Source organism: Inquilinus sp. YAF38, assembly GCF_052113205.1.
Taxonomy (GTDB): Bacteria; Pseudomonadota; Alphaproteobacteria; order DSM-16000; family Inquilinaceae; genus Inquilinus.
On the sequence record NZ_JBFRCU010000026.1, the window covers coordinates 1 to 13,185 of the forward strand.

At 68.8% G+C, this 13,185-nt stretch carries 13 protein-coding genes; 2 read left to right on the forward strand and 11 right to left on the reverse strand.

Annotated features, from left to right (window positions below):
- Window positions 1-204 (forward strand): IS66 family transposase (locus AB4Z01_RS13900; protein WP_441694510.1); only part of this gene is annotated, 204 nt, incomplete at its 5' end.
- 61 nt (window positions 205-265) lie between these two features.
- Here the strand turns inward: AB4Z01_RS13900 and AB4Z01_RS13905 are convergent.
- From AB4Z01_RS13905 to gcvA, 10 genes are all read right to left on the reverse strand, one after another.
- Window positions 266-613, reverse strand: coding sequence for a RidA family protein (locus tag AB4Z01_RS13905; protein ID WP_441694512.1), 348 nt, complete (start codon window positions 611-613; stop codon window positions 266-268).
- Between the two features lie 27 nt (window positions 614-640).
- Window positions 641-1,630 carry an adenosine deaminase gene (locus tag AB4Z01_RS13910; protein WP_441694513.1) on the reverse strand — a complete coding sequence of 330 codons (990 nt, stop codon included), beginning with the start codon at window positions 1,628-1,630 and terminating at the stop codon, window positions 641-643.
- Window positions 1,627-2,586 (reverse strand): DMT family transporter, encoded by a 960-nt coding sequence (locus AB4Z01_RS13915; protein WP_441694515.1) that lies wholly within the window; start codon window positions 2,584-2,586, stop codon window positions 1,627-1,629. The genes AB4Z01_RS13910 and AB4Z01_RS13915 overlap by 4 nt, the downstream gene beginning before the upstream one ends.
- A 2-nt stretch (window positions 2,587-2,588) precedes the next feature.
- Window positions 2,589-3,908 carry a thymidine phosphorylase gene (deoA, locus tag AB4Z01_RS13920; RefSeq protein WP_441694517.1) on the reverse strand — a complete coding sequence of 440 codons (1,320 nt, stop codon included), beginning with the start codon at window positions 3,906-3,908 and terminating at the stop codon, window positions 2,589-2,591.
- A 124-nt stretch (window positions 3,909-4,032) separates the two neighbouring features.
- Window positions 4,033-4,449, reverse strand: a complete 417-nt coding sequence (locus AB4Z01_RS13925; protein WP_441694519.1) for a cytidine deaminase — start codon at window positions 4,447-4,449, stop codon at window positions 4,033-4,035.
- Window positions 4,449-5,417, reverse strand: a complete 969-nt coding sequence (locus tag AB4Z01_RS13930) for an ABC transporter permease (RefSeq protein ID WP_441694521.1) — start codon at window positions 5,415-5,417, stop codon at window positions 4,449-4,451. The genes AB4Z01_RS13925 and AB4Z01_RS13930 overlap by 1 nt, the downstream gene beginning before the upstream one ends.
- Window positions 5,414-6,592: an ABC transporter permease gene (locus AB4Z01_RS13935; RefSeq protein WP_441694523.1), complete on the reverse strand. Its 1,179-nt coding sequence runs from the start codon at window positions 6,590-6,592 to the stop codon at window positions 5,414-5,416. The genes AB4Z01_RS13930 and AB4Z01_RS13935 overlap by 4 nt, the downstream gene beginning before the upstream one ends.
- Window positions 6,589-8,172: an ABC transporter ATP-binding protein gene (locus AB4Z01_RS13940; RefSeq protein WP_441694525.1), complete on the reverse strand. Its 1,584-nt coding sequence runs from the start codon at window positions 8,170-8,172 to the stop codon at window positions 6,589-6,591. Before AB4Z01_RS13940 ends, AB4Z01_RS13935 begins: the two co-directional genes overlap by 4 nt.
- Before the next feature lie 19 nt (window positions 8,173-8,191).
- Window positions 8,192-9,187 carry a BMP family lipoprotein gene (locus AB4Z01_RS13945; protein ID WP_441694527.1) on the reverse strand — a complete coding sequence of 332 codons (996 nt, stop codon included), beginning with the start codon at window positions 9,185-9,187 and terminating at the stop codon, window positions 8,192-8,194.
- 503 nt (window positions 9,188-9,690) lie between these two features.
- Complete coding sequence (gene gcvA / locus AB4Z01_RS13950) at window positions 9,691-10,641, reverse strand: transcriptional regulator GcvA (RefSeq protein ID WP_441694529.1); 951 nt, start codon at window positions 10,639-10,641, stop codon at window positions 9,691-9,693.
- A gap of 145 nt (window positions 10,642-10,786) precedes the next feature.
- Between gcvA and AB4Z01_RS13955 the strand changes: the two genes are divergently transcribed.
- Window positions 10,787-10,999 carry a DUF1127 domain-containing protein gene (locus tag AB4Z01_RS13955; protein WP_441694531.1) on the forward strand — a complete coding sequence of 71 codons (213 nt, stop codon included), beginning with the start codon at window positions 10,787-10,789 and terminating at the stop codon, window positions 10,997-10,999.
- A gap of 189 nt (window positions 11,000-11,188) precedes the next feature.
- Here AB4Z01_RS13955 and AB4Z01_RS13960 read toward each other — a convergent pair whose 3' ends face one another.
- Window positions 11,189-13,153, reverse strand: coding sequence for a hypothetical protein (locus AB4Z01_RS13960; protein WP_441694533.1), 1,965 nt, complete (start codon window positions 13,151-13,153; stop codon window positions 11,189-11,191).
- Window positions 13,154-13,185 lie beyond the last annotated feature (32 nt).

A 13,185-nucleotide genomic window follows, 5' to 3' on the forward strand; every position in this document is an offset into this window, starting at 1 on the left:
TTCACCAACAACGAAGCCGAGCGCGATGCCCGGATGATGAAACTCCGACAGAAAATCTCCGGCGGGTTCCGCACATCTCAAGGCGCAGACAACTTCGCCACGCTCCGCACCCTCATCGGCACCGCTCGAAAGCGCGGATGGAACCTGCTCGAAACACTGTCATCCTGCCCAACACAACTCATCCATAACCTCAACTCCGCCTAATCACGCCTGCACCTGGGCAGTTACCGCTGCGCTCGCAATGACGGTCCTTTGACGCCCGCGATCAGATCGCCGCGGTGACCTGGATCTCGACCCGGTATTCCGGGCCGGCCAGCTTGCTCTCGACCGTGGCGCGGGCGGGGGTGTTGCCGGGCGAGACCCACTTGTCCCAGGCCGCGTTCATGGCGGCGAAATCGGCGATGTCGGCCAGCCAGATGTTGGCGGTCAGCAGCCTGGTCTTGTCGGTGCCGGCCTCGGCCAGCAGCCCGTCGATCGTTGCCAGGATCTGGCGGGTCTGGTCGGTCACGTCCGGGGTCGGGGTCTCGGCCACCTGGCCGGCCAGGAACACGCGGTCGCCATGGATGACGGCCGCACTCATGCGCGGGCCGACGCCGATGCGCTTGATGGTCATTGAATCCTCTTTCTTCCTTCGGGTGGGTCAGGAGTCGAGCCCGGCCAGCAGCCGGGCCCGGGTGGGTTCGTCGACGAAGGCGGCCTGCAGCGCGGTGCGCGTCACCTGCCGCAGGGCAGCCTCGTCGAGGCCGAAATGCCGCTCCGCCACCTCGTATTCGTGACCGATGGTGGTGCCGAAATAGGGCGGGTCGTCGCTGTTCAGCGTCACCTTCACCCCGGCTTCCATCAGCTGGCGCAGCGGATGGGCACGATAGTCGGGATAGACCTTGGTGGCGACGTTGCTGGTGGGGCAGACCTCCAGCACCATGCCGCGGTCGGCCAGCTCGCGCACCAGCACCGGGTCCTCGATCGAGCGCACGCCGTGGCCGATCCGGGCGACCGGCAGGCGCAGGGCAGCCCAGATGCTTTCCGGCCCCGCCGCCTCGCCGGCATGGACGTTGCAGGCCAGGCCGGCCTCGTCATGGGCGATGCGGAAGGCCTGGGCGAACAGCTGCGGCGGGAAGCCGGCCTCGTCGCCGCCCATGCCGAAGCCGGTGACCAGCGGATGCGGGTGCTTCGCCGTCAGCTTCGCCACCTCGACCCCGCGCTCGGCCCCCAGATGGCGGACGCAGGTAACGATGATGCGGGATTCGATGCCGGTCTCGGCCCGTGCATCCTCGATGCCCCGGACGATGCCGTCGAGATGGCCCTGATAGGACAGGCCGGCCGCAGCGGCATGGTCGGGCGAGGACATCAGCTCGGCATAGATCGCGCCTTCGGCGGCGCAGGCCTTCAGGTACTCGTAGGTGACGTCGCGATAGTCCCGCTCGGTCTTGATCACCGTGCTGGCGGTGTCATAGACCTTGAGGAAGTGCAGGAAATTGGTCCAGGCGAACTCGCCCTGGGCGTCGAACAGGTCCGCCGGCAGGGCCATGCCGTGCCGGGCGGCCAGGCGGCGGACCAGATCCGGGCCGGCCGCGCCCTCCAGATGCAGGTGAAGCTCCGCCTTCGGCAGCATCGCCGCGCCCTTTCTCATGATACTGGAACCCCGCTCTCGCCGGCCGGGTCGGTCGCCCCCGCGGGCGGCGAGACCGGCGATCGGGTGCGCGTCTCGCGGTGCAGGATGTAGAGGCCGCTGGCGACGACCACCGCCGAGCCGACCCAGATCCACAGATCGGGCACGTCGCCCCACAGCATGAAGCCCAAGCCCACGCCCCAGATCATGCCGGTGTATTCGAACGGCACCACGATCGACGGCGTGGCCACGCGATAAGCCTGCGCCATCATGATCGCACCGATGCCGCCGAGCAGGCCGAGCACGGCGAGGAGGCCGGCATCCTTCCAGGTCGGGGTCACCCAGACGAAGGGCATCTGCACCCCGGCGACGGCGACGATGACGATGGTGGCGTAGAAAATCATCGAGGCGTTGGTCTCGGTGCGGCTGTACAGCCGCATCAGCACCATCGACAGGGCATAGGCGGCGGTGGCCAGCAGCGCGATGGCGCCGCCGCCACCGAAGGTGCTGCCCTCTCCGCCCGGGCGGATCATGATCATCACCCCGGCGAAGCCGACCAGGACGGCCAGCCAGCGCTTGAGGCCGACCTTCTCGCCCAGGATCGGCGCTGACATAGCGGTGATGAACATCGGCGCGGCGAAGCCGATGGCGTAGGCATCGGCCAGCGGCATCACCGCGAAGGCCCAGAAGAAGCCGAAGGTGCCGACGCAGCCGACCAGGCCGCGCATCATGTGCACCCCGACCCGTTGCGTCCGTAGCGCCTTGAGACCGGGCGGCCGATACAGCATCACCAGGGTCGGTATCAGCCCGATCGAGGCGCGGAAGAACACGATCTGGGCGATCGGATAGTCGGCCGACAGCCATTTGATCATGGCGTCCATGATGCACAGGAGGAAGATGCCGCCGGTGTAGAGGGCGATGCCCTGCGCCGCGGACTGCTTCGCCTGTGGCGGCGCGGCCGCGGCCTGCGTGTCCATGCTCAGGCGATCCGCTCGGCGACGAGCGCCGGCTGGGCCGGGGCGGTGTCGGCGACGGTCATTGCGGCGCGGATCGCGGCTTCCGCCGCGGCGGCCGAGGCCTCGTCGCGGGCGTGCAGCAGGGCCAGCGGCCGGCCCTTGGCGCCGACCGCCTCGCCGATCGCGGCGATGTCGGTCAGGCCGACGGCGTGGTCGACGCCGTCCTCCGGCCGGATCCGCCCGCCGCCAAGCGCGACGATGGCGACACCGATCGCCCGGGCGTCGACCGCGGCGACGACGCCGTCGCGCCCCGCCGCGATCGGCTGCACCACCGGCGCCGCCGGCAGGTGGTCCTTCTCCAGGATGTCGGCCGGGCCGCCCAGGTCGCGGACCATGCGGGCGAAGCGCTCCGCAGCGGCGCCGCTGGCCAGGGCATGCTCGACCTTGACCCGGGCCGCCTCGGCATCGGCGGCCAGGCCGCCGATCACCAGCAGCTCGGCGGTCAGCCGGGCCGTCACTTCCCAGAGCCGCTCGTCCTTCGGCCCGCCGGTCAGCAGGTCGATCGCCTCGCGCACCTCGACGGCATTGCCGGCGGAGCGGCCCAGCGGCTGGTTCATGTCGGTCAGCAGCGCCACGGTCGGCAGGCCGCCGCCATTCGCCACGTCGACGATCGACCGGGCCAAAGCGCGGGCGTCGCCGATATCGCTCATGAAGGCGCCGGTGCCGAACTTCACGTCCATCACCAGCCCGCCCAGCCCGGCGGCCATCTTCTTCGACAGGATCGAGGCGGTGATCAGGTCGATCGATTCGACCGTGCCGGTGGTGTCGCGGATGGCGTAGATGCGGCGGTCGGCCGGGGCGATGTCGCGGGTGGCGCCGACGACGGCACAGCCGGCCGAGCGCACCACCCGGTCCAGCAATTCCGTCTCCGGCTGGCTGACATAGCCCGGGATCGCATCCATCTTGTCCAAGGTGCCGCCGGTGTGGCCCAGGCCACGGCCGGAGATCATCGGCACGAAGCCGCCGCAGGCGGCGACGATCGGGGCCAGGATCAGGCTGGTCTTGTCGCCGATGCCGCCGGTCGAATGCTTGTCCAGCACCGGGCCGGGCAGGTTCGCGCCCGACCAGTCCAGCACCCGGCCGGACCGCGCCATGGCGCGGGTGAAGGCCACCCGCTCCGGCATGGTCATGCCGCGAAAGAACACGGCCATGGCGAAGGCGGCGATCTGGGCGTCGGTGACGCTGGCATCGACCGCGCCGCGCACCATCGCCTCGATCTCGGCATCGGCGAGCACGGCCCCGTCGCGCTTGCGGCGGATGATCTCCTGCGGCAGCAACGCCATCTCAGCGGCGCTCCGCCGGCGCGGCAGCGAACTCGGACATGGCGACCCTCGGGCGAATCCGTTTGGACACGGTTGGTTCTTACTAGGACGGGAAGCGGACGGACGCCAGCGCCGTTCTGAGGCGTCAGTCCTGCAGGTTCTCTGGCCCGAAGGAATGCGGCAGCAGGGCGTCGAGGGTCGTGGTCAGGCGCAGCCCTTCCGGCCCGCAGACATGGATCTTCGTGTCACCGCGGGCGAATTCCCGGATGCGCTGGCGGCAGCCGCCGCAGGGCGTGCACAAGAGGGTGTCGCCGGCCTCGCCGCCGATCACCACGATCTCCTCGATCGCCCGGCCGCCGGCCGCGACCATGATGCCGATCGCCGTCGCCTCGGCGCATTGGCTCTGCGGATAGGCGGCGTTCTCGACATTGCAGCCGGCATGGATGCGGCCGTCCGGCGTGCGGATCGCGGCGCCAACCGGGAAGTGCGAATAGGGCACGTGGGCGCGGGTGCGGGCGGCGCTGGCCGCCTGGAACAGCGCCTCGAAGCCGGGATCGGTCATCACCGTTCCTTGACATAGGGCACGCCGCTGGCCTTCGGCGCCGTCGCCCGGCCGATGAAGCCGGCCAGCAGGACCACGGTCAGGATATAGGGCAGCGCCTGGATGAACTGGACCGGAATCTCGCCGATGCCCGGGATGCGGGTGCCCTGCAGCCGCGCCTCCAGCGCGTCGAGCATGCCGAACAGCAGGCAGGTCAGCATCACCGGCCAGGGCTTCCACTTGGCGAAGATCAGGGCGGCGAGGGCGAGATAGCCCTTGCCGGCGGTCATGTCCGGGCCGAAGGAGGCGTTCTGCGCCACCGATAGATAAGTGCCGGCGAAGCCGCACAGCACGCCGGTGAGGGCGATCGCCCGGTAGCGCAGCCCGGAGACCGAGATGCCGGCGGTGTCCACCGCGGCCGGGCTCTCGCCCACCGCGCGCAGCCGCAGGCCGAAGCGGGTGCGGTAGACGATCCAGGAGACCAGCGGCACCGCCAGGAAGGCGGCGTAGACCAGGATCGAATGGCCGGAGATCAGCTCGGACCAGATCGGCCCGACCACCGGCACCTCGCGCAGCGTGTCGGCCAGCGGCAGCGCGATCTGCTGGAACCGGGCGTCGCCCTCCAACGACGGGGTCTGGCCGCCGCGCTGGTACCAGGCGATGCCGAGCGTGACCGTCAGGCCCGAGGCCAGGATGTTGATGGCGAGGCCGGAGACCACCTGGTTGCCGCGATGGGTGATCGAGGCGTAGCCGTGCAGCAGCGCCAGCACCACCGAGACCACCACGCCCATGCCGAGCCCGGCCCAGGCCGAGCCGGCATAGGATGCCATGGCGGCGGAGGCGAAGGCGGCGGCCAGCATCTTGCCCTCGAGCCCGATGTCGACCAGCCCGGCCCGCTCCGCGAACAGCCCGGCCAGCGCCGCCAGCACCAGCGGCGTCGAGGTGCGGATGGTGGCGTCGAGCAGCGCGATGACGTCGAGCAGGGTCATCCCGCCGCCCCTCCCGCCGCCGGCAGCGGTGCTGGCCGCCGGCGGAACAGCGCCTCGATCTTTGGCCGGAACATGTTCTCCAGCGCGCCCGCGAAGAGGATCACAAGGCCCTGGATGGTCACCACAAGCCATTTGGTGATTTCCGGCATCTCGAAGCTCAGTTCGGTGCCGCCCTGGTACAGCGCGCCGAACAGCACCGCTGCGAAGACGATGCCGAAGGGATGGTTGCGGCCCATCAGCGACACGGCGATGCCGACGAAGCCGGCGCCGGCGACGAAGTTCAGCAGCAGCCGCCGGTTGAAGCCCATCACCTCGTTCACCGCGATGAAGCCGGACAGGGCGCCGGAGATGCACATCGCCATGATGATGATGYCGGCCACCGAGATGCCGCCATAGACCGCGGCGCGGGGATTCAGCCCGACCGCCCGCAGGGCATAGCCCCAGCGGGTGTGCCAGATGAAGATCCAGACGAAGACGCAGCAGGCCAGCGCCCAGAGGAAGGTGAGGTTGAGCGGCAGCCGCGGCAGCTTGTAGCCGAACCAGGACACCATCTCGGTGATCGTCGGCATCGTCGTGTTCGGCAGGAAGGCCCGGGTCTCCGGCGATTGCTGGCCCGGCGCGATCATCACATGGACCAGCAGGTAGACCATCAGCGACGAGGCGATGAAGTTGAACATGATCGTCGTGATGACGATGTGGCTGCCCCGCTTCGCCTGCAGATAGGCTGGAATGAAGGCCCAGGCGGCGCCGAACAGGGCCGCCGCGACGATCGCCAGCGGCAGCACCAGGATGAAGGGCAGGAAGTCGAGATAGAGGCAGACCAGCGCCACGCCGAGGCCGGCGAAATAGGCCTGGCCTTCGGCGCCGATGTTGAACAGCCCGGCATGGAAGGCGACCGCGACGGCCAGGCCGGCGAAGATGAAATCGGTGGTGTAGTACAGCGTGCGGCTGAGGTTCGGCACGGTCCCGAAGGCGCCCTTCAGCAGCAGCTCCGCGGCCCGGACCGGGGTGTAGAGGTAGTCCGCCCCAGGCAGCGTGCCGTCGGCATACTGGCCCCAGTAGATCAGCAGCACCACCAGCCCGGCCGCGACGAAGGCCAGCACTAGGTTGACCAGCGGGATCAGGGCGATCGACACCCAGCGCGGCACGTCGGCCGGACGGCCGAGCGCGCTCATTCCGCGGCCTCCTGCTGGACGCCGGCCATCATCAGGCCCAGCGATTGCTCGGAGGCGCCGTCAGCCGCGACCTCACCGACGATCATGCCGTCGAACATCACCAGGATGCGGTCGGCCAGCGAGCGGATCTCGTCCAACTCGACCGACACCAGCAGGATCGCCTTGCCGCTGTCGCGCAGCGCCACGAGGCGGCGGTGGATCGCCTCGATCGCACCGATGTCGACGCCGCGGGTCGGCTGGCCGACCAGCAGCACCTTCGGGTCGCGCTCGACCTCGCGGCCGACGATGATCTTCTGCTGGTTGCCGCCGGAGAAGTTAGCGGCCTTGAGATGCGGGTTCGGCGGCCGGACGTCATAGTCCTTCATCAGCCGCTCGCAATGGGCCAGCACCTTGCGGCCGTCGGTCATCACCGCGCCGTTATAGGCCGGGTCGGCATGATGGCCGAGGATCGCGCATTCGGCGGCAGTGAAGGCGGTGACCAGTCCCTCGCGGTGGCGATCCTCCGGCACATGGCCGACGCCCAGCGCGCGCAGCGTCCCGGCATCGACATGAGACAGCGAGGACAGCGCGGTGCCGCCGACGGCGATGTCGCCCTTGGCCGGCCGGACCATGCCGGCCAGGGCGGCCAGCAGCTCCGACTGGCCGTTGCCGGAGACGCCGGCGATGCCGACGATCTCGCCGGCCCTGAGCGCGAAGGACACGTCCTTGACCCGGCGCACGCCCTGGCCGTCGACGACGTCGAGGCCGCGCACCTCCATCAGCGTCGCGCCCGGCCGGGCCGCGGTCTTGTCAACCCGCAGCAGCACCTTGCGGCCGACCATCAGCTCGGCCAGCTGCTCGCGGCTGGTCTCCTTCGTCGCGACATTGGCGACGACGCGGCCCTGCCGCATCACCGTCACCGCATCGGTGATCGCCATGATCTCGCGCAGCTTGTGGGTGATCAGGATCACCGTCTTGCCCTGTGACCGCAGCGCCGCGAGGATGCGGAACAGGTGGTCGGCCTCCTGCGGCGTCAGCACGCCGGTCGGCTCGTCCAGGATCAGGGTGTCGGCGCCGCGATACAGCGCCTTCAGGATCTCGACCCGCTGCTGCAGCCCGACCGGCAGGTCGCCGACGATGGCGTCGACCGGCACCTCCAGGGTGTATTCGCGCTCCAGCCGCTGCAGCTCCGCCCGCGCCCGGGCCTTGCCGCCGGCCAGCAGCGCGCCGCCCTCGGCGCCGAGGATCACATTTTCCAGCACGGTGAATGGCTCCACCAGCATGAAGTGCTGGTGCACCATGCCGATGCCGGCCGCGATCGCGTCGCTGGAGGAGGTGATGCGCTGCGCCCGGCCATTCACCAGGATCTCGCCGCTGTCGGCCTCGTAGAAGCCGTACAGGATCGACATCAGGGTCGACTTGCCGGCGCCATTCTCGCCGATGATGCCATGGATCGTGCCGGGGGCGATCGTCAGCGACACGTCCTGGTTGGCCTTGACCGGGCCGAAGCTCTTGCTGATGCCGCGCAATTCGATGGCCGGCGGCGCCCCCGCAGGGGCACCGCCGACCGTCGCGGCGCGGGTCACGCCATCATTGTCCATTGCGGATCGGACGCCGCCGTCACATCGGGCAGGAGTTGTTGGTGCGGTAGTCCACCACCTGGATCGAGCCGTCGATGATGCCCTTGGAAGCCGCGTCGACCTTGGCCTTCATCTCCGGCGTGATCAGCTTGGCGTTGTTCTCGTCCTGGGCCCAGCCGACGCCGTCCTCCTTCAGGCCGAGCACGTTGACGCCGGGCTTGAACTTGCCGTCCTGGGCCGATTTGAAGACGTTGTAGGCGGCGACGTCGACCCGCTTCAGCATCGAGGTCAGGACCGAGCCGGGATGCAGGTGGTTCTGATTGCTGTCGACGCCGATCGACAGCTTCTTGGCGTCGGCCGCGGCCTGCAGCACACCGAGGCCGGTGGCGCCCGCCGCGGCATAGACCACGTCGGCGCCGCGATCGAACTGGCTGCGCGCCAGCTCGCCGCCCTTGGTCGGGTCGTTCCAGGCGGCCGGGGTGGTGCCGGTCATGTTCTCCAGCACCTTGGCGCTGGAATTGGCGTAGTGCACGCCCTGGACATAGCCGCAGCTGAAGGCGCGGATCAGCGGGATGTCCATGCCGCCGACGAAGCCGACCGTGCCGGTCTTCGAGGCCAGCGCCGCCAGCACGCCGACCAGGAACGAGCCTTCCTGCTCCTTGAACACGATCGACTGGACGTTCGGCTTCTCGACCACCGCGTCGATGATCGCGAACTTCACGTCCGGGAACTCGTCGGCGACGATCTCCAGCGCCGGGGCTTGGGCGAAGCCGACGGCGATGACGACGTTGGCGCCGTTCTCGGCCATGCGCCGCAGTGCCTGCTCGCGCTGGGACTCGTTGGTGACCTCGAACTCGGCGATCTTGACGCCGGATTCGTCGGACCACTTCTTCGAACCGTTGTAGATGCCTTCGTTGAAGGAGCGGTCGAACTTGCCGCCCATGTCGAAGACCACTGCCGGCTTCACCTCGTCGGCGAAGGCAGCCCCGGCCACGAGCGCCGTGGAGAGGGCGAGGGCGGAGAGAAGGTTTTTCATTGTTGGAAGACGCTCCCTGTCGGACCAAGAGTCAGAACATATCTGCCATGCGCATGGGGCGCCAGCGCCGCGAGGGGCCATGGGCATGGTGGAGGATATGGAGCAGGCCGGCTGCGCCCGGCGTCGGATACCGTCGTCATGATCTCTCCCAGGGGCTCGATCCCGGACATCCAGCCGGGAGACGACGAACCGCAAGCCTCGCATGGCGCCGTGGCCGGATTCCCGTGCCTCGGCGCCGCCTCTCCTGAAATCGAACCGTAACGAAATCCTGACCAAACGGTCAAAGCAAATTTGCGTTGAAAATCAGTATTAATATCGGACAAAAGACCTATCGCCAGGCCCCGTGGGTTGCGCCGGCCGTTCGCCCGCAGATCTGCTCAAAATTCCAGCACCGTCATTGCGAGCGCAGCGAAGCAATCCAGGGGCCGCTCGCACCGGCCCCTGGATTGCTTCGTCGGCTTCGCCTCCTCGCAATGACGGCGAGGGGGCTCGTTGGGCTGTGCTCAATCACCCAGGGCCGGGGCAGGCGCCGCGGCGTCGGGCGCGGTCGGGTCAACTGCCGCCGTGGCGACCAGCCAGTCGCGGAAGGCGCGGACGGCCGGCCGGTCAATGGCGTCGGTCCGGCACAGGAAATGGTAGGCGTAGTCGGCCACCTGGATGTCCGGGAACGGGCGGATCAACCGGCCGCGGACCAGGTCGTCGGCCATGATCGAGCTGCGGCCGAGCGCAACGCCTTCACCGGCCGCGGCCGCCTCCAGCATCATGTGGCTGTCGCTGTAGCGCGGCCCGCGGCGGTGGTCGATGTCGTCGAGCCCGAAATACAGCAGCCAGTGCTGCCAGGTGACCCAGGGCTCGTCGTCCCCTGTGACCACGTCGTGGATCAGGGTGTGATGGCGCAGATCCTGAGGGGCCAGCAGCGGGTGCGGGCCGTCGAGCAGCTGAGGGCTGCACACCGGGAACACCGCGTCGTCGAGGAAGCGCTCGACATGCAGGCCGGGCCAGCCGCCACGGCCGTAGCGCAGGGCGATGTCGACCCGCTCGCCCCGGAAATCCACCGCCTGGTGCTGGGCCCGGACCTCGATTTCGAGGCCGGGGTTGAGCCGGCGGAAGCCGGCCAGCCGCGGCAGCAGCCAGCGCACGGCGAAGGACGGCAGCACGGTGACCGACAGCACGGTCTGGACGTCGTCGACCCGGATCCGCGCCACCGCCTCGGCCAGCCGGTCGAAGCCGCGGGTCAGCTGCGGCGCCAGGATCCGGGCCTGCTCGGTCAGCACCAGCCCGCGCGGCAGCCGCTGGAACAAGGCGACGCCGAGATGCGCCTCCAACGCCTTGACCTGATGGCTGACCGCGGCGGGGGTGACCGCGAGCTCGTCGGCCGCATCGACGAAGCTGAGGTGCCGGGCGGCAGCCTCGAAGGCGCGGAGGGCGTTCAGCGGAGGCAGGCGGCGCGCCATCGGATCAGCTCGGTCGAGCGATAGATTTTCTAAGCCGTAGCACGAGAAAGCCTCGTTTGTCGAAGCGAGAACGAAGGCGCAACTATCAGGGCGAGGCAAATGCTTCCCTGCGGGGCCAGCCGCCTCAAAAGCAAGGAGAACCGTCATGTCCGCCACTGGAATCCAGCTCACCGCCTCTCGTGCCGACCTCGCCACCCGCGGCATGGTCCTGCGCCTGGTCGACCGGCTTCTGGACTGGCAGGACCGCGAGCGCCAGCGCCGCCACCTGTCCAGCCTCGACGACCATGTCCTGGCCGATGTCGGCCTGAGCCACAGCGATGTCGAGGCCGAGATCCGCAAGCCGTTCTGGCGTGCCTGACCTCGAGGCAGGTCGCCGTCCTGCGATCCGCGGTTCCGCGGCCTGCCAGAGAGATCTTTTCGGAATTCCAAACACCGTCATTGCGAGCGCAGCGAAGCAATCCAGAGCCGCGCGCATAGGCCCCTGGATTGCTTCGTCGGCTTCGCCTCCTCGCAATGACGGCGAGGAATAGCGTCGTCAAAAGTCTCGCTACAGCTTGATAACCTGTAGGCCGCCCGTCCCCATGAACACGAACAGGCGACGGCCCGGCATCACCCGCAGCCGGCGGGCCTCGGCCGGAAGCTGATAGCGGTTCAGCAAGGTCGGCCGGCGCGGATTGCGCACATCGACCTCCTCGATAGTCCCGTCCGTCGCGACGAACACCGATCCGGAGCCGAGCGCGATCGCCCGATCAACCCCGGCGGCCGCGTAGAACCCGATGCGGACCGGCCGGCTCGGCTGGCTCACATCGAGGATGTGCAGGCCGCTCGAGCATCGCAGATGGACGGTCCGGGCGTCGTCGCTGACGGCCAGGTCACTCGCGAACTCGCAATCGTCGGTGTAGCGGCCGATCTCGCTGATCTGCGAGGGGTTGCCGACATCGAAGACGCGCAATCCACCCGGAGGACCTCCCGCGGCGTCCGGCGCGCTGGCCGCGAAGAGGAACCGTCCGGCCAGTTGCAGCCGCTCGACCCGGGTATCGACCGGAACCGCATCCCGCACCACCGGACGGGCCGGGTTCGACACATCGACCGACGTCACCGAGCCTCCGTTCGTGGCCGTGCCGAGATAGACATGCCGGCCCTTCCCCGCGATCGCGGAGGAGAATTCGGCGGGCAGGCGCCCCAGCTCGCGCGGCGACGACGGATTGCTGAGATCGACCACGATCAGCCCATAGCCCCAGGCCGCCAGATAGGCCCGCCTGCCATCCACCGCCATGTCCTCGAACGCCCGGGCTTGCTTGGCCTTCGGCAGGTCGGCGTCGAACCGCCCCGTCGGCGTGAAGTCGTCGTCATTGGCTGCACTCAGCCCATACACATTCTGCAGCAGGACCAGGCTGCGGTCGATCAGGGCCGCGTCCATGACATCGGCGCCGCCAAGGGTGTCGACGACACTGGCCAAGCGGGGCGATGCCGTCTTGCCGGTGTCGAACAGCGCCAGCTGATCGGTGGTGGTGGCCACCCATCCGAACTGGCCCTTCACGGTGGTCGTTTCCGCGGCGAAGGCATTGGCGAAATCGGCGCGGCCGACCCGGCGGACCGGCAGGCGCAGGCTCCAGACACTGACGCCGGAGGCCCCGAAGCCGTAGGCCTTGTCGCCGGCGATGAAGCCGTTGAAGAGCGCCTCGCCCGGCGCCGCGCTGCCCCACAGCAGCGGCGCACCGCCCCAGGGCGGCAGGTAATACAGGTTGACGCTCAGCCCGAACCCCACCGCGAGCGGCCAGGCGAACTGCAAGCGAAAATTCTCGAACCCGTCCAGGTTTTCGCTGGTCACTTTCTTGGGAAAATTCTTCCGGCTGTTGTCGAACACCTGCAGCAAGGTATCGCCCAGCCACGTCCGGGCGGACGTGAAGATGCGGCCGCCGGCGATGCCGACCACATCGGCGGGGCCGCCCTCGACCACCCGGATGGCCCTGGGGTAGAGCGGATCGGCCAGGGAGTGGACGACCACGCCTCTTTCGCTGTCGAACGCGTAGAGAAAGTCGCCGTCGATCGAGATGGCGGTGATGTTTTCGGGCGATGCGCTTTTCCGCAGGAGGCCGCCGTCGATCAGCCTCGGGCGGCCCGGATCGAGGAGGGAATAGATGGCCAGGCCGGAGGAACTGCCGCCCCGCTGCCAGCTGGCGTAAAGATACCGGCCTCGCGACGCGATCGCGGTGATGACGCCGGGGAGCGGCTGTCGGCGCGTGTCGCCGGCCAGCCGGGGCGCCTCCGGAGTCCGGTAGTCCCATGCCGTGACGGTGGATCCAGTCGGAAGATAGACGAAGTCACCTCGCTTCAAGGGGACGCCGATCCGGCCGCCATAGGCCGTCTGATTGGCCCGCGTCGCCAGCTCCTGCACCAGATCCTGCGAATGCGCCAGACCTGCGCCGAATATCGCGAGGGTCAGCGCCAGCGCTATCTGTCTTGAATACCGAAATGCCGTTTGCCGCACACGCGCCGATAATCTTGTCATTTCAGATTCCCCCACGACCGACTCCGTTTGAT